Here is an 18,909-nt window from a genome sequence, read left to right as displayed (position 1 = left end):
ACACAACTGAACTGCACCACCGACTACTGCCAGAGCGGCGATCTTGCGATTACGCGACCTGCGGATCGTTGCCCGCCGCCGGCGTGCCGACAGGCAGAGCCTGATCGTGCTCAGGCACCGGGTAAGCCACGTCGATGCCGTCGACTTCCACGGCGACGTTTTCCGGCAGCAGCACATTGACCTGGAATTGACGGAAGTCGGCGCCCTCGGCCTGATCCAGGAACTGAATCTCGATGCGGCCATGCTCGCGGGTCACAAAATCCAGCACCGCGTCCATGCCGACACCGCGTCCCGACACGTCGGTGACTTCGCTGCGGGTCGAGAATCCCGGGCGCATGATCAGTTCGGCCGCTTCGGCGTCAGTCAGAACCTGGTCGACGCCGATCAGGTTCTTTTCAATCCCGGTACGGCGGATATGCGCCAGCGCCAGGCCGCGGCCGTCATCCGACAGCGCCATGTGCAGCATGTTGTCCATCACGCCCATTTGCAGACGGATCGTGCCGGCTTCGCGCTTGCCCGCGGCAAGGCGTTCTTCCGGCGTTTCCAGTCCATGGTCGACGGCGTTGCGGATCAGATGCATGAAGACGTTCTTCAGCAGCGCCGAGGAATGCGCATGGATGACGTAGCCGTTGTCTTCGATGTCGACCACCGGCGCGGCTTTACCCAGCTCCGCAGCCAATGCCGGCAGCGAGTCGGTCACGCTTGCCAGTATTTCGTCGATCGATTCAGTACCCAGCAGGCGCAAGGTCTTGCGCACGGCATTGCGCACGCTTACCAATTCGTGCAGGTTGGCCGTGTTGACCGTTTCCAGGCGGTGCAGGCTTTCCAGGATGTGCTTGCGGTCGATGGTCATGATGTGGCGTTCGACGGCAGCGGCTTGTTCCGGTGCGGCCTGACGCCCCAGGGTGACTTCGTTGATGCGGGCATAGCGGTCGATGGCCACGCGCACCTTGGCCAAATCCTGCAGCAGATGTTCCTGATTCCAGACGGCGCCGGTTTCCGGGTGGCGCAGGTCGTCGTAGTGCTCTTCGACGCTGTGCACCACGTTGCTCAGGTGCAGCAGACCGTAAGTGCGGCCGTTGCCCTTGATGGTGTGCATGTTGCGGAACAGCTTGGCGATGGCGAATGCGGTGGCTTCCGGGTTCTGATGCACCAGCTGTTCGTTCTCGTCGAGGAAACGGCGCGACGTGACGATGAACTCCTGGAACTTCGGTGCGCTCACGGCCAGGATTTCGCCGATCATTTCCAGTTCGTGTTTTTGCTCGTTGGCTTCGGCCGCCAGCTTGCGCAGTTCGGTCACGTCGCGCACGCACAGCATCAGGCGGATCACCTGATCGGCGTCGTCGGTGATCGGCGACCAGCTCAGGTCGAGGATCTTGACGCGGCCGTCGGCCATCTTCTTCTCGACTTCGCCGACCATCAGGTGTTCGTTGAATTCGAAGTTCATCACGTCTTCGCCGATGCAGGCGCCGCCGATGGCTTCGATCTGCGACAGCGTGTCGGCGCCCAGCGTGGTATCGGTAAAGACCAGGTCCATCAGGTCGCGACCGGCGATGTCGGTGGTCTCGAATACGGTTTCCAGGAAGGCGGAATATTCCGGATGCACCTTGTTGCCGTCGACCACGGTCAGGATGCCTTGCGGGATGTTCTGCAGCATGGCCTGCATGTCGGCGGTCTTTTGCCTGACCTGTGCCGAGGCTTCCTGGATCTTCTCGATCATGCCGTTGAAGGCGACGATGGAATGGCCGACTTCATCCATGCGATCCACCGGCAGGCGGCGCGTGAAGTCCTGGTTGACGGCGATCTCGGTCATCATGGTCTGCATGCGGCTGATCGGGCCGGTGATCTGGCGATACAGCAGGAAACCGATCAAGGTCAGCGCCACCACGGCGACTGCGGTCACGATGGAAATGGTTGTCGTGGTCGACGCCAGATTCGCATTCAGCGCGGCGATGGCGGTGTCCTTGCTGCGGTTCTTTTCGATGCGCAAGGTATCGACCACGCCTTCCAGCTCGGCCTGGTATTGCACCACGCCGCCGAAGAACGACGCCTGCGCCAGCGCATCCTTGCCGGCCAGCTTGAACTTGGCAGTGTTGTCGATGGCGCCGAAATAGTTGTCGAGGCTTTCCCTGGCTTGTTCGATCAGGCCTTTTTGCGCCTGGCTCACAGCCTGGCTGGCCTGGAATTCAAGGGCTTTTTCCAGCGCCGCCTTCTTGGCGGCCAGCTTTTCGTTTTCCTGACCGACCAGGTTGTTGTCGGTCTCGGTCACCATGACCATCGCGGCCAGTTGCACGTCCTTCAATTGCCCGACCAGGTCCGACGACGCCAGCACGCTCGGCACTACGCCTTCTGTCACCGACTTGACTTCCACGGCGCTGCCGCGGGACTGGAACACGGCATAACCGCCGATGGCGGAGATCGCGATGAACGTGAGAATGACGAGCAAGGTAATGCGCAGACGGATGGTCATGTGGAATTCTTCCCTGGTGGCGGTAGGCATTCGGGTGAGCTTGTTATCCAACTGATCAGCCACTCTCGACGCCGCAGCATTCTTGCACCCCAGTATTACTTCCGCATGACAACAAAATGCAAACAGGAAAAGAGAGGGGTAAATTTCCTGCATCAGCGTCGATGGGAAAAACATGAATTCATTTAATTGATGCTGCGTGGAAACAATTCGACTACTGTCATGGAACGCAAGTCACCATCGGAATTCTTTTCCAAAGACGCCGACAACGGAGAAACCGAAAGCGCGCTACCATGTTCCTTTCGTCCCATCGGGACAATGAACACCCGACTACACGCCGAGAGCACACACCGCCCGGAAAGGAGACATGCATGCAAGCATCGCCGGCCGTAGAACATATCAAACCGCCCTTCGCCCGCAGCGCCCGCCATCCCGGCGCGCCGGATCCGGTTCGCATCGTCAGTCTGGCGGGCAACGCCGCCACGACCAGCTTCACGCTACAAGCGGGAATGAATCTGCGCGACGCTATCAGCATTCCGCTGGCCGCCGCCGGCATCAGCGGCGCCACGGTACGGTTTGAAAACCTGCACGTGTCGCCGCACCATTTTTTGATGCCGGCCTTGTCGCACGACGGCAAGCACGCCGCTTTCTACAGCGCGCCGCATGAGGTCGCGGGCGGCGTGGTCATCGAACTGGCCTGCGCCACTTACGGCCGCCGCGACGGCGCGCCCTTCGTGCATTGTCACGCCATCTGGCGCGATGCCGACGGCAAACGCCAGGGCGGACACATGCTGATGGATCAGACCATCGTCGTTGCGCCGGCTGCGGCGCAGGCCTGGGGCCTGCGCAACGCCACGATGGAAACGCGCTTCGATCCGGAAACCCATTTCACGCTGTTCCACCCCGCCGTCGTTGCCGCCGTTGCCATCGATATGCAGGCCGACAGCAAGATCGACGGCCCACGCACGGTGCTGGCGCGCATCCGTCCCGATGAAGATCTGAACATGGCGATTGAAGATGTCTGCCGCATGCACGGCATCCGCCATGCGAAAGTGCGCGGCAGCGTCGGCAGCATTATCGGCGCCGAGTTTGAGGACGGTCGCGTGGTGGAAGATCTCGCGACCGAAATCCTGGTGCGCGAGGGACAGGTGAGCCCGACCGCAGACGGCCTGCGCTGCCGACTGGACATTGCCCTGATCGATCCGCGCGGCAAGGTCTGCGAAGGCGTGCTGGCGCGCGGGCGCAATCCCGTATTGATCTGTTTTGAGCTGGTGCTCGAAGAGCAGTCGGACGACTGACAGCCACCAGGCCGCCGTCGTCTGGCGACAAGTCTGCCAGACGACTTCATTACATCTCAACAGGGAAAATCAGCAACACAAACTGCCAAGTATGATTTAAGTGCGCAACTCGAAATGATTGACAGTGAGCGCATCCCTCATTCATAGTCGAATCGACTTCCTATACGCAAGACCTTGGCTGTCCACAAGAATCGTACGTCGCATAACATATTCGGCAGGGAGACAATAATGAGTCGACCGGGGGATGATTCGAGATCCGAGCTATTCTTGGTTTTCCGCTGCGACTTGCGTCTATGCGCGCTGCCCGTTGAGCACATAGTGGAAACGATGCGGTCCTTGCCGATAGAACCAATGCCGGACATGCCGGTTTTCTTGCTCGGTGTATCGATCATTCGCGGAGCCGTCATGCCGGTGATTGATGTCGCTTGCCTGCTTGGCTCCGGCGACGCTCCCATTCATGCTCGCCATGCCCGTTTTGTAACGCTCAAACTTGGCGCGCGGCGCATTGCATTTGCGGTCGACGACGTCGTCGGCGTACGCAGTTTAAGCATGCTGACAGCGGAGATTTCACCGTTGCTGGGCGCGGCCGACACCAGTTTGGTCGAGGCCATGAGCATACTCGATGCCGAATTGATCCTGATATTGCAGGCTGCACGTGTCATTTCGGATGCAGCTTGGGCTGCGCTCGATCTGCAAGGCGGCCCGCGATGATCGCCCTGCCCGACCCGCAAGAAGTCCGTCGCTTTCAGGTGCGCATTGTCGAGCTGCTGGGCCTGTATTTCGATGAGTCCAAGTTCGGCAATCTCGCCAGAATATTGCATAACCGTCTACTTTCCCGCGGCGGCACCTATACGCAATACATCGAGAGTCTTTCCGACGCGCCTGCCAATGACGAGATTGGATCTCTGGCCCGCGAGCTGACCGTCACCGAAACCTATTTTCTGCGCAATATCGAACAGTTCAAGGCTTATGCCGCTGTCGCTCTGCCCCAGCGCGCGGCTGCCGCCGGCAATGGTCAATGCATCCGGATACTGTCCGCCGGTTGCGCATCCGGCGATGAAGCCTATTCGCTGGCGATTGCCGCGCGCGAATATTTTCCCGCGCTGGCGGAAAATATTTCCATCACTGCCGTGGACGTCAACCCCGCCATGTTGCAAAAGGCCGCGCGGGCGCACTATACCAACTGGTCCTTGCGCGAATGTCCGGACGAACTGAAAGCGCGCTGGTTCAAATCCGATGGAGATACCTTCATCCTCAACGATGCAATACGGCGCATGGTCAAATTCGAAGCGCGCAATTTGACGCATGACGATGCGGACTTCTGGCAGCCGCTCAGATTCGACATCGTGTTTTGCCGCAACGTCCTGATGTATTTCAACGGCGAGCAAATGCAGGCGGCCGTCCGACGCATTGCGCGTGCGATGGCGCCGGGTGGCTATTTGTTTCTCGGTCACGCTGAAACCTTGCGCGCCATTTCCAATGATTTTCATCTTTGCCATTCGCATGAAACGTTTTATTACCAGCGCAAGGATCAACTTGCTTCGCCGGCGCCTGTGCCTATACCTATGGGCAGCCCGGTCCAGGCCGGCTGGCAGCCGGCATCGACCAAACTGGATACCGGCTGGATCACTGCAATTCAGGAGGCATCGGAGCGCATTCATGCCCTGATCCCGCAGGAATCCAACGAGGCCATCAAGCGCCCTGCACTGGCCTCGCGCCCGGTTGCAAATTTGCATCGCGCACTCGAATTCCTGCACAATGAGCAATTCGATTTGACGCTGGAACAGATTCGCGATTTGCCCATTGAACAGGCCAACGCCCCGGATGTCTTGCTCCTCAAGGCTGTATCGCTCAGTCATAGCGGCGCGTTGGCGCAGGCCGAAGCGGTATGTCGCGAATTGCTGCTGCGCGACGCGTTAAGTGCGGGCGCGCACTACATATTAGCCTTGTGCAGTGAAGGGGCCGGCGACGTCGAGGGCGCAATCGAGCACGACCAGGCGGCAATCTATCTCGATCCCGGATTTGCCATGCCGCGTTTTCATATCGGCTTGCTGGCGCGCAAGCGCGGCGATCGTCAAAGCGCGCATCGCGATCTGAGCGAAGCCCTTGTTTTGTTGCAAAAGGAAGACGCCTCGCGCGTATTGCTGTTCGGCGGCGGTTTCAAACGCGAGGCGCTGATCGATTTGTGCCGGGCGGAACTGACTGCTTTGGGAGAGTCCGCATGAGCCAGGCCAAGGCAACATCACATGCACAATTACTCGCTTTGCGAGAGGAGTTCGATCGTGACTTCACGCAAGCCCCCAGTCCGGAAAACGGCAGCATTGAAAAACTGCTGTCCATTCGCGTTGGCGCCGGCAGTTATGCAATGAGAGTCGCCGATATCGGCGGTTTGTATGTCGACCGCCGCATCGTGCCATTGCCGTCACCTGTCGGCGCGCTGCTGGGCATGGCCGGATTTCGCGGCCAGATCGCCGCCGTGTACGACCTGGCGGTACTGCTTGGCTACGTGCGCCAGACGCCGCCGCGCTGGCTGGTCTTGTTGCGCGAGCGTGAACCGGTAGCGCTGGCCTTTGATGCCTTCGACGCCCATTTGGCGGTGCGTTCCGAACATATTTTCCTCGCCGATCAAGTTGCCGCCGTCGCGCCGGCGGCGGCCCGCCCTCACCTCAATGATGCCGTGCGCACCGAACATGCATTACTGTCGATCATCAATTTGACATCGTTGTTGAAAAACATTCGCGACCAGAACATTCGGCGATAAAACAAGGAGCGATCATTCATGAACAAGCACTGGACCTTTGGCAGAAAACTGGCATTCGGCTTCTCGATATCCGCCCTCTTTTTGATCATCGTCGGCGCCGTCGGTTATTGGAGCACCTACGCCTTGATCGATACCAGTTACTCGGTCACCCGCTCGAATAAAGTGACGGCGCAGATTGCGACTTACCTCAGCAATCTGAAGGATGCAGAGACCGGACAGCGCGGTTATTTGCTGACCGGGGACAGCGCCTACCTTGAACCGTATGCCGCGGCGGTTAAAGCAGCCCCCAAATTGCTCGGCGACTTGCGCGCATTGACCTTGGACAGGCAGATCCAGCAACGTCGTATCGATCAGATCGATACCATCACGGCAGCCAAATTTACCGAACTCAAGCGCACCATTGATTTGCGCAAGGACGGCCATGCCGACGAGGCATTGAAAATCGTGCTGTCCAACGAAGGAAAGTCCCTGATGGACGAGCTGCGCAAGATCGTCGACCAGATGAATCAGGACGAACGCGAGTTGCTCGACAAGCGCGCCGCCGAAGCGGAAGCAACCGCGGCCACGGCGAAGTTCACGATCGTCGGCGGCACCCTGGTTTGCCTGCTATTCGTCAGCGTCACCGGTTTCATGATTGCGCGTTCCTTGGCGACCCAGCTCGGCGCCGCGGTCGGACACGTACAAAGTTCCTCGGCGGAACTGCAGGCAGCCGCAACCCAGCAAGCATCCGGCGCCAAGGAACAAGCCGGCGCCATGACTGAAATCAGCACGACCATCAGCGAGCTGGGCGTGACCTCTCGCCAGATCGCCGAAAGCGCGCAACGGGTGGCGCAAATAGCCGAACAGACCGCCACCTCCGCGCGCGCCGGGGAAAATACGGTCGACAAAGGGCAGGAAGCAATTTCCGTGATTCGGAGCCAGATCGACCAGGTGGTCAGCCACATGCTCGATCTCGGCCGAAAATCGCAAGAGATCGGCGCGGTGCTCGATATCGTTTCCGAATTGGCTGAACAAACCAATATTCTGGCGATCAACGCCACCATCGAGGCGACCGGAGCAGGCGATGCGGGCAAGCGCTTTGCGGTCGTGGCCGAGGAAATTCGCAAGCTGGCCGATCGCGTGGCAAACTCCACCAAAGGCATCCGTAACCAGGTCGACGATGTCCGCGGTGCAGTCAATACCACGGTCATGGCCACTGAAAGCGGCGCCAAGGCGGTCGACGCCGGAGCCCGTCAATTTACCGAAGTGGCCTCGGCGTTCAAGCAGATCGCCGGTTTGGTCGCCACCACGACCGAGGCTGCTCGCGAAATCGAACTGTCGACCAAGCAACAAGCCACTGCTGCCGAACAAGTGCGCATTGCCGTCACGGATGTCGCCCAGGCCACCCAGGAAACCGAAACCAGTTCGGCGCAAACGCAGCAGACCGCTTCGCAACTTGCCGGCTTGTCGCTCGACCTGCGGCGCATGATTCAACCGCAAGCCATTTAAAAAAAGCGATATGGCAAAAGATCCGTATCGCTACTTCAGAATCGAGGCCGGTGAGCTGCTCGAGCAACTCGCCAAAACCGTGCTCGATCTGGAAAAAAACAGCGCCAGTGCGGAGCTGGTCATGCAGTTGCTGCGCCAGGCGCATACCTTGAAAGGCGCCGCCCGTGTCGTGCGGCAAGCAGAGATCGCCGATCTGGCGCACAGCATTGAGGATAGCCTGGCCGCGTATCGCGAAGGAGCGCAGGCAGTACCGCGTGAACAGGTCGATGAAATACTCGCCGCGTTGGATGCCATCGCCGCAAAAATCGCCCAATTGCCGCGCCCCGAAAACAACGAGGCGCGCCCGGCCGCGACGGATGCAGTCCTGCGCGTTGCGCGCGCCGATGTTGCCGAGGTCGATATGTTGCTGGAAGGATTGGGGGAAATCGGCAACGAACTTGCCAACGTCAGGCGTGTGCATGCTTCGGTCGAACGCATGCGGAATCTGATTGCGCTGGCATCTCAGAAAAATACCCTGCCGGCCGCCCAGATCAGCGCCAGGATGGCGGAAATACTCGCGTTGGCCGAGACCGTCGAACGCGACATGGCGTACGGCGTTGAACGCATGGACCGTGAACTGCGACAAGCACGCGATGTCGCCGAACATTTACGGCTGGTGCCGGTGTCGAGTGTCTTCAATGCGCTGGAACGGACCGCGCGCGATGCCGCCCATAGCAGCGGCAAACAAGTCGTCTTCGAAGCCATTGGCGGCGACATGCGCATCGACGGCGAAGTGCTCGATACCGTCCAGAGCGCGCTGATTCAGTTGGTGCGCAATGCCGTAGCGCATGGCATCGAAACGGTGCAGCAGCGCCAGATGGCCGGGAAACCGGCGACCGGACGCATTACGTTGACCATCTCGCGGCATGGGTATCGGTTTTGGTTTCACTGCCATGACGATGGCGCCGGCATCGATCTCGACGCCGTACGGCGCGTGCTGCAGAAAAAAGAAAATGTCTCCGGCGACACGCAACAACTGGATGCGCCGACTTTGCTGGCGCGGCTATTGCAGGGCGGCATCAGCACCAGCAGCGTGGTGACCGAGCTGGCCGGACGCGGAATCGGACTTGATCTCGTGCGCGACGTCATGCAACGTCTAAATGGCGAAGTGATCGCCAATACCGAACGTGGCAACGGGACGTCAATTGAATTGCGCGTACCCTTGTCGCTGGCGGCACTGGACGTATTGATGGTGCAAGCCGATGGCGAATTGGTGGCGTTACCGCTGGACGCCGTGCGCCGTACCTTGCGCGTCGGAACGGAAGATATTTCCCGGACCCCTCAGGGCGATACGATTATCCATGAAGGCAAGCAGATCCCTCTGATACGTCTGCAACTGGGCATTCGGCAAAAGAAAACCGGCCTCAAGCCACTGCTAACCTCCCCTGCCGTAACGGCCATCGTGATTGCCGCCGCCGACATGATCGTCGCCTTGTCGGTCGAGCGCTTGCAGGGCATGGATACCATAGTTCTGCAACCCTTGCCGGACCTGGCTCCGGCCGATCGCATCATCCTGGGCGTGCACCTCGACGACGAAGGCAATCCGCGCATCGTACTCGATCCTGAACAACTCGTGATGCAGCAATACCGAAGCACGGCGGAATCGACAGCCTCCATGTTGCCGATTCCGGCATTGCGTCCCGTTCTTATCATCGACGACTCCCTCACCACCCGCATGCTCGAATGCAGCATACTGGAGTCCGCCGGCTTTACCGTGGAAACGGCGGCATCGGCCGAAGAAGGACTCGATATGGCATCGCGCAATACCTATGCGCTGTTTCTGGTTGATGTCGAAATGCCGGGCATGGACGGTTTCAGCTTTGTCGAACGTACGCGCAACGACCCCGCATTGCGCGAAGTACCCGCCATCCTCGTGACATCGCGCAATGCACCGGAAGACCGCCAGCGCGGCCGCGCATGCGGCGCCGCCGACTATATCGTCAAGGGCGAGTTCGACCAGGTCGGATTTCTGGAACGCGTCACCGAGTTGGTGCAGCAATGAAACGGCTGCGCGTCCTCGTTGTGGAAGATTCCCTAACGGTGCGCAAGCGTTTGTGCGAAGTACTCGACGGCGATCCCGCCATCGAGGTCGTCGGTGAAGCGGAAGATGGAAAACAGGCCATTGAGCTCTGCCGCTCCTTGCGTCCGGACGTGATCTCGCTGGACATGATCTTGCCGGTCATGAGCGGCCTGACCGCGACGGAATTCATCATGGCTTATTGTCCGACGCCGATTCTCGTGGTGTCTTCCTCGGTCAACCGTGGCGAGCTGTTCAAGACCTATGAGGCATTGGCCGCCGGCGCGGTGGACGTGCTGGAAAAACCGCGTCCCGATGATGCCGACGGCAGTTGGGAGGAGCGTTACATCGCCATGCTCAAGCTGGTGGCGCGGGTAAAGGTTGTCACGCATTTGCGCGCGCGCCTGGGCGCCATCCGCGAATTGCCGGTAACGCCACCGGCGTCGGCGCCGGAGCCGTCACGCGCGCCCAATACTTGTCAGATCGTTGTAATCGGCGCTTCCACCGGCGGCCCGGGGGCGATCGTTGAAATCCTGCATGGCTTGCCGGCGACTTTTTCCCTGCCGGTGCTCATCGTCATCCACATCAGCGCGCCTTTCGATACGGCGTTCGCCGACTGGCTCGATGCACAAACGAATCATCAGGTTCGCCTGGCGGTGGCGGGCCAGTCCTTGAGCAAGTCCTGCATCTACCTGGCGCCCTCCGGCCGGCATCTTATCGTGCAAGGACGAAAATTGCAGCTGACCGATGAAGCGCCGCGGTATTCCTGCCGCCCGTCAGTGGACATACTGTTTGAATCCGTCGCCGTTGAATACGGCAGCACTGCTGCAGCCTGCCTGCTCACCGGCATGGGGCAGGACGGCGCGCGTGGATTGCTGGCGCTGCGCCAGGCCGGCGCACTGACGATTGCACAGGACGAGGCAACTTCGGTGGTCTACGGCATGCCGCGCGAAGCGGTATTGCTCGGCGCGGCGCAACGCATCTTGCCGATATCAGAAATCGCACCGGCATTGGCGGCACTGACCAAGGGAGATCAATCATGACCCGCGCCATCCTCATCGTAGACGACAGCCTGACAGTGCGCGCCGATCTGGAGGAGGCGTTTGCCGACGCCGGCATGCCGACCATCTCTTGCGCCAGCGCCATGGCGGCGCGCATGGCGCTGGCGACTCAGCCGGTCGGACTGGTCATCCTGGATGTATTGCTGCCGGATGGGGATGGCATCGAACTGCTCAGGGAATTTCGCGCCACGACGATGGGCGCCGATCTGCCGGTATTGATGCTCTCTACCGAGGCCGAAGTCAAAGATCGCATCCGCGGACTATTGACCGGATCAAGCGACTATGTCGGCAAGCCCTATGAGCGGGAATACGTGGTCGCACGCGCAGCGCAACTGCTCGATGACGCGGCGCGTGCGAAGACGCAAGATCGGCCAGCCCCCCACTCTCGCTCTGTCCGCCCAACGGTGCTGGTCATCGACGACAGTACAACCTTCCGCGAAAGATTCAGCGAATTGTTGCAGGAACAAGGCTTCGATGTCATCAATGCGGCAAGCGGCGAGGAAGGTTTGCGCAGTGCGGCAGCCAATCGCCCGGCGGCAATCGTGGTCGATGGCATCCTCCCCGGCATCGACGGCCAAACGGTGGTGCGCAAGATACGTCTGGATGCCGCTTTGCGCCATACGCCTTGCATCCTGCTCACCGGGTCAGAATCCTATGGCGCCGAACTGCACGCGCTGGATTCCGGCGCCGATGCCTTCGTGCGCAAGGAAGAATCGCTGGACATGATGTTGGCGCGGGTCACTGCGGTCTTGCGGAAAATCGACAAGGTGGAGGCCCGCCATGCGACGGCAAGCCTGCAAAGTCCCAAGAAAATCCTGGCCGTGGACGACAGCATGACTTACCTGCATGAACTCAATTCCACACTGGGCGGCGAGGGTTACGACGTGATTCTGGCGCACTCGGGACAAGAGGCGCTCGATATGCTCTCGGTGCAAACGGTCGATTGCATCCTGCTGGACCGGCTCATGCCCGGACTGGACGGCACCGAAACCTGCCGCCGGATCAAGGCGTCGCCGGCCACGCGGGATATTCCGCTCATCATGCTCACCGCGATGGAAGATCAGGAGGCGATGATCGAAGGCTTAAGCACGGGCGCCGATGACTATGTCCTGAAATCCCATGAACTCGACGTTCTCAAAGCGCGCGTGCGCGCCCAATTGCGTCGCAAGCAGTTCGAAGAGGATAGCCGCCGGATTCGCATGGAAATGATGAACAAGGAACTGGAAGCCAGCGAAACGCGCGCTGCCCGGGCCTTGGCGGAGAGCCGTGCGGAATTGCTGGCCGTGCTGGAACAGAAAAATCAGGATTTGGAACGGGCCATCGCCCAACTGCGCGATCGCCAGCAGGAAATTGCCGAAAAAAACCTGCAATTGGAACAAGCCAATCGTCTCAAATCCGAATTTCTGTCACACATGAGCCACGAAATTCGCACGCCGATGAACGCCATTCTTGGATTCGCCTACTTGCTTGATCAACGCCATCTTGCCGGAGATACCGGCGACATGATCAGGAAAATACGCAGCGGCGGACAAACGCTGCAGTCCATCATCAACGACATCCTCGATTTTTCCAAAATTGAAGCGGGACACCTGGAAATCGAACATGCGCCTTTCCGGATCAGCACCACGCTGGATGAACTGTCGGACATCATGGCTGCGAACGCGGGGCACAAGGATCTCGAACTGATCCTCGCGCCGCCGCCCGAGCTGGGCGGGCAACTGTTTGGCGATGCGCTCCGGCTTGAGCAGATTTTGATCAATTTGACCGGAAATGCGATCAAATTTTCCGACCATGGCGTCGTCAAGGTGGAAATCAGCCTGCTTGAACAAACCGAACACACGGCGACATTGCGATTTTCCGTCAGCGACACGGGTATCGGCATTTCGCTTGACAAGCAGTCTCAGATTTTTGCCGCATTCACCCAGGCCGACGCGTCAACCACGCGGCGCTTCGGGGGCTCCGGGCTGGGGCTGAGCATTTGCCGGCATCTGGTCGAACAGATGGGCGGCGAAATCGGCGTCATCAGCGAACCGGGGCGCGGCAGTGAGTTCTGGTTTTCGATCCCGTTCGAATGGAGTGCGAACTCGGAATTTTCCGCCCCCGAAATGATGACGCTCAATGCCTTGATCGTCGACGACAATGACATGGCGCTGGAAAATCTCGAACTCACGGCGCAATCCATGGGTTGGAATGTCGTCAAGGCGCTGTCGGGCGAAGAGGCCATCGAGAAAGTACGCAGCAAACAGGAAGGCGGCGGCAACTTTGACGTTTTTTTGCTTGATTGGAATATGCCCGGCATGGACGGGCTAAGCGCGGCCATCAAGATTCGAGAAATGTTGCGGCAGGAAGCCGCGCCGATTGTGCTGATGGTGACCGCATTTTCGCGCGAAGAGTTGCTCAGGCAAACTCGCATTGATGCCATCGATGGCATTCTTTGCAAACCGGTCACGCGTTCCACCCTCCATAACAACGTCACGGAAGCCTTGAACCGCCGCAGCCATGAATCTGCAAGCGGCCTGCGCATGCAGGCCCAGAAAAAAAAGCGGCGGCGCTTGCCCGGCGTGCGTGTGTTGATCGTCGACGACAATGAAATCAACCGTGAAGTTGCCATGCTGGTCGTCTCAGCCGAAGGAGCCGTGGTTCAGCTCGCCAATGACGGAAAAAATGCACTCGACTGGCTGCTTGCCAACCCGGATGCAATCGATATCGTTTTGATGGACGTGCAAATGCCCATCATGGACGGGTATGAGACCACCCGACAATTACGCACCTTGCCGGCATTGGCGCAACTTCCTGTCGTCGCTCTCACGGCCGGCGCTTTCAAGGCACAACAAGATGCCGCATTGAACGCGGGCATGAACGCCTTCGTGAGCAAACCGTTTAATGTCGAAGAGTTGATCGCGACCATTCAACAGTTGACGCATTGTCACTCGGAGCAACCGGAGCAACCGGAGTCTGCCGCGCCGGAGCAGCCCGAAGCCTCCCCTCTTGCCGAAGAGGCGCCCTTCGATGACAGGAAGTTTCCCGGCATCGCGGTCAATCATGGTTTGAAAGTCTGGGGCGACGTGGCGCTCTATCGCAAATATCTGCTCAAATTCTGCAGCGATTTCGCAGAATACGACAAGCAACTCTCCAGCCATGCGGCGGACGATCAAAAGGCCCTTGGAAAATGGCTGCACAAACTCAAGGGCGTTGCCGGCAATCTGTCGCTCGTCGATGTCGTGCGGCTTGCCGCCGAAGTCGAGGCCATCGAAGCCATCGAGGACGGCAGCGACGGCCAGGAAATGCGGAGCCGTCTCCACGCCGCCATGGAAGTTGCGTTTGCCTCAATCGCCTTGTTCGCTGCCGATACCGAATCCGGAGCAATAGCTGCAGACAACAAATAGGCCAGATTCGCCCAGCCGGTGCTCAGTGCGCCAGATTGCCGGCACGTTGCAGGTCACGGCTGATGACGTCGAGGATGCTTTGCAACTGGTCGATGTCGTAAGGCTTGGGTAACGAGAACGAGGCATTGCCGACGTTCTTGCTGATCTGTGCGCCGTAGCCGGAGGCAAAGATGATTTTCAGCGCCGGCACCCGGACGTTCATCTGTTGCGCCAGTTCGATGCCGGACATGCCCGGCAGATTGACGTCGGTAAACAAGACGTCGAAGCAATGCCGCTCCAGCGCGATCAGGGCATGCTCGCCGCTGTCGACGCCTTCTGCGTGATGACCCAGCGCACCGAGCAGTTCACAGACCAGTTGTTGCGAATCGAGATTGTCCTCCACCACGAGGATGTGCAGACCGGCGCTGCCGCCATCAGCGGAGGGTGTCGATAAAGAAGTGGATAAGCTTGTCATCATTGTTTGTCAGTGTTGTTGATTCAACATCGTTTTTGTATGCCGCATGCGGCTGCACTCCGGCAAAATCCGGCAAGCATCGCCGCCGCATCACCGCCGAAATCCACAGCATCGATAGTAATGCATCCCTGCGGCAAATTCACGCGCCGCCGGCAGAAAGACATTTTCTCGTCAAAACGCAAAAAACCTTTGCTGTGGCGGCTTGGCGGGCGGACTTCAGATTGTCTTACAACGCTTTCAGGAGTCATCTGACAGGGGCACAAAGCCCCTGCTGCTACAGTGAGCCATCATAAAAAGACGTTTTATTTTGTTAACAGGCCCGAGAGACTGTGATGGACAGACAAAAAAATAACCTCACTTCAGGTCGCCTTCCAAGTTACTCCGATCGCGCTGCAACCGGCATCGCCGGCCTTGATGTCATCCTTGCGGGCGGCCTGACGACGCATCGTCTCTATCTGGTGGAAGGCACGCCCGGCACCGGCAAAACCACCTTCGGCCTGCAGTTTTTGCTGGCCGGCGTCGCCAAGGGCGAATCCGGTCTCTATATCACCTTGTCGGAAACTGCCTCCGAACTCAACGCCGTGGCGGCTTCGCACGGCTGGTCGCTCGAGGGCTTGTCGCTGTTCGAGATGATCGACGAGGAGGATCTCAATCCCGACTACCAGCAATCCATTCTGCATCCGTCCGAAGTCGAGCTGGGCGAGACCATCAAAAGCGTGATGGCGCGCGTGGATGAACTGCGGCCGTCGCGGGTGATCTTCGACAGCCTGTCGGAAATGCGCCTGCTGGCGCAGAACCCGCTGCGCTACCGGCGCCAGATTCTGGCGCTCAAACATTTCTTCGCGACGCGCAACTGCACCGTGCTGATGCTGGACGACCGCACCAGCGATCCGAGCGATCTGCAATTGCACAGCATCGCGCACGGCGTCATCACGCTGGAGCAATCGGCCCAGGAGTTCGGCGCCGAGCGTCGGCGCCTGCGCGTGGTCAAGATGCGCGGCATCAAGTTCAGCGGCGGCTACCATGACTTCTTGCTCGAGACCGGCGGCATGCGCGTGTTCCCGCGGCTGATTGCGGCCGACCATGCCATCGATTTCGAGGACGCCACCCTGAGCACCGGCGTGGACGAACTGGACACGCTGCTCGGCGGCGGGCTGGTGCGCGGCACCAATACCCTGCTGAGCGGTCCTTCCGGCGTCGGCAAGACGACCACTTCGATCTGCTGCGTGCTGAGCGCCCTCAAACGCGGCGAACGCGCGGCATACTACCTGTTCGACGAAGGCATCGGCACCCTGCTGATCCGTTCGCGCGCGCTCGGGATGGACATCTCGCCCTACATCGCCGACGGCAGCCTGGCACTGCACCAGATCAATCCGGCCGAGATGTCGCCGGGCGAATTCGCCAGCGGCATCCGCCACGCGGTCGAGCGGGAGGAACGCACCTTCGTCGCCATCGACAGCCTCAATGCCTATCTGCAGGCGATGCCGGGCGAAAAATTCCTGCTGCTGCAGATGCATGAAGTGCTGACCTATCTGAGCCTGCAAGGCGTGACTGCCCTGCTGGTGCTGGGACAGCACGGCCTGGTCGGCGAGATTCGCTCGGACGTGGATTTGAGTTACCTCAGCGACGCCATCCTGATGTTCCGCTTCTTCGAAGCGCACGGCGATATTTCCACTGCGGTTTCGGTGATCAAGAGCCGCACCAATCATCATGCAAGGACCATTCATGAATTCCGCCTCAGCGCCAGCCACGGTTTGCAGATCGGCGCTCCCTTGCAGGATTTCGAGGGCATCATGAGCGGCCTGCCGTCTTACCGCGGCAAGACCCCTATGCTGAACAATGCCGGTTAACTCTTCGCTCGAAGAACGCATCCTGATTCTCGCCCCGCACGGACGCGATGCGGAAGTGATCGCGCAGACGCTGTCGCGCGAGCAGCTGAGTTGCACCGTCTGCCCGGATTACGCGACGCTGCTGCAGGAGCTCTGCGGCGACGCCGGTGCGGCGCTGATCACGGAGGAAGCGCTGGTCGGCATGGACTTCAGCATGCTCCAGCAATGGGTCGAGGCGCAGGACTCATGGTCCGATTTTCCGTTCGTCATTCTCAGCGCGCGCCAGCGCGGCCAGGATCGCCATCCTTCCCTCGATGTGCTGGAGCGGCTGATCAACATGATCCTGCTGGAACGTCCGGTCAACGCCGAGACCTTGCTGCGCGCCAGCGTCTCGGCGCTGCGCGCCCGGCGTCGCCAGTATCTCAGCCGCAGCCATCTGCACGAGCGCGCGCGTTCCGAAGAACATCTGCGGCTGGCCTTGCACGCTGGCCGGCTGGGGTCATGGAGCCTGGAGCTGGCAACCTCCATCCTGATCGTGTCGGAAACCTGCAAGATGCACTTCGGCATCGCTCCCGACAGCGAATTCAGCTATGACGACTTGCTGCAGGCCATCCATATGGACGACCGCCAGCGCCATCTCGACGTCATCGAAGCCGCCATCCTGTCGAAGGAAGATTTTTCCATCGAATACAAGGTGGTCTGGCCCGATCAGTCCGTGCACTGGGTGCAGATCCGCGGCCAGACCATGCGCAATCGCATCGGCGTGCCGGTGCGCATGGCGGGGGTCTCGCTCGACATCAGCGAACGCCGCGAAGCGGAAAACCGCTTGCTGGAAAGCCAGAGCGCCTTGCAACAATTCAATGAAACGCTGGAAGCACGCATCGAAGAACGCACCTCGGAACTGGCGCAGGCCAACGATCGCCTGATGCGCGAAATGGCCGAGCGCGAGCGCACCCAGATCGCGCTGGTGCAGGCGCAAAAGATGGAGGCCATCGGCCGCCTGACCGGCGGCATCGCGCATGATTTCAACAACCTGCTCAATGTCATCATCGGCAACGTCGACCTGATCGAACGGCTGTCGGCCGACGAACGCATCAAGCGCATGGCGGGCTCGGCGCGCAACGCCACCAAGCGCGGCGCCAAGCTGACCGGGCAATTGCTGGCGTTTTCGCGCAACCAGAGCCTGGACCTCAAACCGGTGGACATCGAGTCGGTCATCGACGGCATGAAGGATCTGATTGCCGTTTCGGTCGGCACCGGCATCCATGTCGCCATCGACGTCTCTCCCGCTTTGCCGCGCGCCATCGCCGACGCCAACCAGATCGAAATGGCGATCCTGAATCTCGCCATCAACGCGCGCGACGCCATGCCGGACGGCGGCAACCTGCGCATCGAAGCGCGCCAGCGGAAAGCCTACGACGGCGTGCTCAAGCACGGCGTGTATGTCGTGATCGCCGTCCAGGACACCGGTTCCGGCATCACGCAGGACATCCTGAGCAAGGTGTTCGACCCCTTCTTCACCACCAAGGCGGTGGGCAAAGGCACCGGCCTCGGCCTGAGCCAGGTCTACGGCATTGCCGACCAGTCGGGCGGCCTGGCGCGCATCGAAAGCGTCATCGGCAAAGGCACGACGGTGGAAGTCTGGCTGCCGGTCGCGGCCGCCCGGTCTACGCGTGAACATTATCAGGAGGCGCTCGACCATGAACTGGCGCCGAAAGAAAGCGGCAACATCCTGGTGATCGAGGACGACGATGAAGTCCGGCAATTCATCGTCGAGTGCCTGGAAATCCTCGGTTATACGGTGGAACAGGCGGAGAACGGCTGGTTCGGCCTGGAGAAATTGCAGGCCGGACGCTTCGACCTGCTGATCGTGGATTTTCTGATGCCGGGCATGAATGGCGCGGAAGTCATCGCCGCCGCGCGCGCGCGCCATCCCGATTTACCCATCCTCATGGCCACCGGTTACGCCGACATGCAGGCCGTGGAAAAAGTCATCGCCCTCGATGCAGTGCTGCGCAAGCCGTTTCAGATTTCGGAACTGGCCGGCAGCGTCAAGCGCGCGATGCAGGCCTAGGGCCTGTTCACATTAAATCTACGAGATGCGTTGCT

13 protein-coding genes are annotated in these 18,909 nt (G+C 59.9%); 11 read left to right on the top strand and 2 right to left on the bottom strand.

The features are described 5' to 3' along the window. Positions 1-49: 49 nt before the first annotated feature. A complete protein-coding gene (locus tag PMI16_RS08450; protein ID WP_034379627.1) occupies positions 50-2,470 on the bottom strand; it encodes an ATP-binding protein in 2,421 nt (806 codons plus the stop codon). A gap of 368 nt (positions 2,471-2,838) precedes the next feature. Between PMI16_RS08450 and PMI16_RS08445 the strand changes: the two genes are divergently transcribed. The 8 genes from PMI16_RS08445 (at position 2,839) to PMI16_RS24970 (ending at position 14,517) form a co-directional block, all read left to right on the top strand. Then, positions 2,839-3,765, top strand: coding sequence for a PCC domain-containing protein (locus tag PMI16_RS08445; RefSeq protein WP_007878480.1), 927 nt, complete (start codon positions 2,839-2,841; stop codon positions 3,763-3,765). Between the two features lie 228 nt (positions 3,766-3,993). Next, positions 3,994-4,476, top strand: coding sequence for a chemotaxis protein CheW (locus PMI16_RS08440; RefSeq protein ID WP_081493387.1), 483 nt, complete (start codon positions 3,994-3,996; stop codon positions 4,474-4,476). After that, positions 4,473-5,990 carry a CheR family methyltransferase gene (locus tag PMI16_RS08435; RefSeq protein ID WP_007878478.1) on the top strand — a complete coding sequence of 506 codons (1,518 nt, stop codon included), beginning with the start codon at positions 4,473-4,475 and terminating at the stop codon, positions 5,988-5,990. The genes PMI16_RS08440 and PMI16_RS08435 overlap by 4 nt, the downstream gene beginning before the upstream one ends. Then, a complete protein-coding gene (locus tag PMI16_RS08430) occupies positions 5,987-6,526 on the top strand; it encodes a chemotaxis protein CheW (protein ID WP_007878477.1) in 540 nt (179 codons plus the stop codon). The genes PMI16_RS08435 and PMI16_RS08430 overlap by 4 nt, the downstream gene beginning before the upstream one ends. A gap of 18 nt (positions 6,527-6,544) precedes the next feature. Then, positions 6,545-8,014 (top strand): CHASE3 domain-containing protein, encoded by a 1,470-nt coding sequence (locus PMI16_RS08425; RefSeq protein ID WP_007878475.1) that lies wholly within the window; start codon positions 6,545-6,547, stop codon positions 8,012-8,014. Between the two features lie 10 nt (positions 8,015-8,024). After that, a complete protein-coding gene (locus PMI16_RS08420) occupies positions 8,025-10,055 on the top strand; it encodes a hybrid sensor histidine kinase/response regulator (RefSeq protein WP_007878473.1) in 2,031 nt (676 codons plus the stop codon). Continuing rightward, positions 10,052-11,113, top strand: a complete 1,062-nt coding sequence (gene cheB, locus PMI16_RS08415; protein ID WP_007878471.1) for a chemotaxis-specific protein-glutamate methyltransferase CheB — start codon at positions 10,052-10,054, stop codon at positions 11,111-11,113. Before PMI16_RS08420 ends, cheB begins: the two co-directional genes overlap by 4 nt. Further along, on the top strand, positions 11,110-14,517 hold the full coding sequence (locus PMI16_RS24970) for a response regulator (RefSeq protein ID WP_007878470.1): 3,408 nt from the start codon (positions 11,110-11,112) through the stop codon (positions 14,515-14,517). Before cheB ends, PMI16_RS24970 begins: the two co-directional genes overlap by 4 nt. A 22-nt stretch (positions 14,518-14,539) precedes the next feature. Here PMI16_RS24970 and PMI16_RS08405 read toward each other — a convergent pair whose 3' ends face one another. After that, positions 14,540-14,974, bottom strand: coding sequence for a response regulator (locus PMI16_RS08405; RefSeq protein WP_007878469.1), 435 nt, complete (start codon positions 14,972-14,974; stop codon positions 14,540-14,542). Between PMI16_RS08405 and PMI16_RS25795 the strand changes: the two genes are divergently transcribed. Genes PMI16_RS25795 through PMI16_RS08395 form a run of 3 tightly spaced genes read left to right on the top strand, consistent with a single transcriptional unit; the run spans position 14,965 to position 18,874 of the window. Continuing rightward, the gene (locus PMI16_RS25795) at positions 14,965-15,264 is read left to right on the top strand and encodes a hypothetical protein (RefSeq protein WP_157212569.1); all 300 of its coding nucleotides are present in this window, start codon (positions 14,965-14,967) and stop codon (positions 15,262-15,264) included. The two genes, PMI16_RS08405 and PMI16_RS25795, sit on opposite strands and share 10 nt — an antisense overlap. 39 nt (positions 15,265-15,303) lie before the next feature. Next, on the top strand, positions 15,304-16,821 hold the full coding sequence (locus PMI16_RS08400; RefSeq protein WP_007878468.1) for an ATPase domain-containing protein: 1,518 nt from the start codon (positions 15,304-15,306) through the stop codon (positions 16,819-16,821). After that, positions 16,811-18,874 carry a response regulator gene (locus PMI16_RS08395; RefSeq protein ID WP_007878467.1) on the top strand — a complete coding sequence of 688 codons (2,064 nt, stop codon included), beginning with the start codon at positions 16,811-16,813 and terminating at the stop codon, positions 18,872-18,874. Before PMI16_RS08400 ends, PMI16_RS08395 begins: the two co-directional genes overlap by 11 nt. Positions 18,875-18,909: the final 35 nt, after the last annotated feature.

The organism is Herbaspirillum sp. CF444, from assembly GCF_000282135.1.
Taxonomy (GTDB): Bacteria; Pseudomonadota; Gammaproteobacteria; order Burkholderiales; family Burkholderiaceae_D; genus Herbaspirillum.
This window is presented reverse-complemented; position numbering and strand designations above follow the sequence as displayed.

Excerpts from the sequence above, each read along its gene's own strand:
- PMI16_RS08395 (WP_007878467.1), top strand. The coding sequence starts at position 16,811 with ATGCCGGTTAACTCTTCGCTCGAAGAACGCATCCTGATTCTCGCCCCG.
- PMI16_RS08445 (WP_007878480.1), top strand. The coding sequence starts at position 2,839 with ATGCAAGCATCGCCGGCCGTAGAACATATCAAACCGCCCTTCGCCCGC.
- PMI16_RS08425 (WP_007878475.1), top strand. The coding sequence starts at position 6,545 with ATGAACAAGCACTGGACCTTTGGCAGAAAACTGGCATTCGGCTTCTCG.
- PMI16_RS08450 (WP_034379627.1), bottom strand. The coding sequence starts at position 2,470 with ATGACCATCCGTCTGCGCATTACCTTGCTCGTCATTCTCACGTTCATC.
- PMI16_RS08405 (WP_007878469.1), bottom strand. The coding sequence starts at position 14,974 with ATGATGACAAGCTTATCCACTTCTTTATCGACACCCTCCGCTGATGGC.
- PMI16_RS08400 (WP_007878468.1), top strand. The coding sequence starts at position 15,304 with ATGGACAGACAAAAAAATAACCTCACTTCAGGTCGCCTTCCAAGTTAC.
- PMI16_RS08435 (WP_007878478.1), top strand. The coding sequence starts at position 4,473 with ATGATCGCCCTGCCCGACCCGCAAGAAGTCCGTCGCTTTCAGGTGCGC.
- cheB (WP_007878471.1), top strand. The coding sequence starts at position 10,052 with ATGAAACGGCTGCGCGTCCTCGTTGTGGAAGATTCCCTAACGGTGCGC.
- PMI16_RS08430 (WP_007878477.1), top strand. The coding sequence starts at position 5,987 with ATGAGCCAGGCCAAGGCAACATCACATGCACAATTACTCGCTTTGCGA.
- PMI16_RS08440 (WP_081493387.1), top strand. The coding sequence starts at position 3,994 with ATGAGTCGACCGGGGGATGATTCGAGATCCGAGCTATTCTTGGTTTTC.
- PMI16_RS08420 (WP_007878473.1), top strand. The coding sequence starts at position 8,025 with ATGGCAAAAGATCCGTATCGCTACTTCAGAATCGAGGCCGGTGAGCTG.
- PMI16_RS24970 (WP_007878470.1), top strand. The coding sequence starts at position 11,110 with ATGACCCGCGCCATCCTCATCGTAGACGACAGCCTGACAGTGCGCGCC.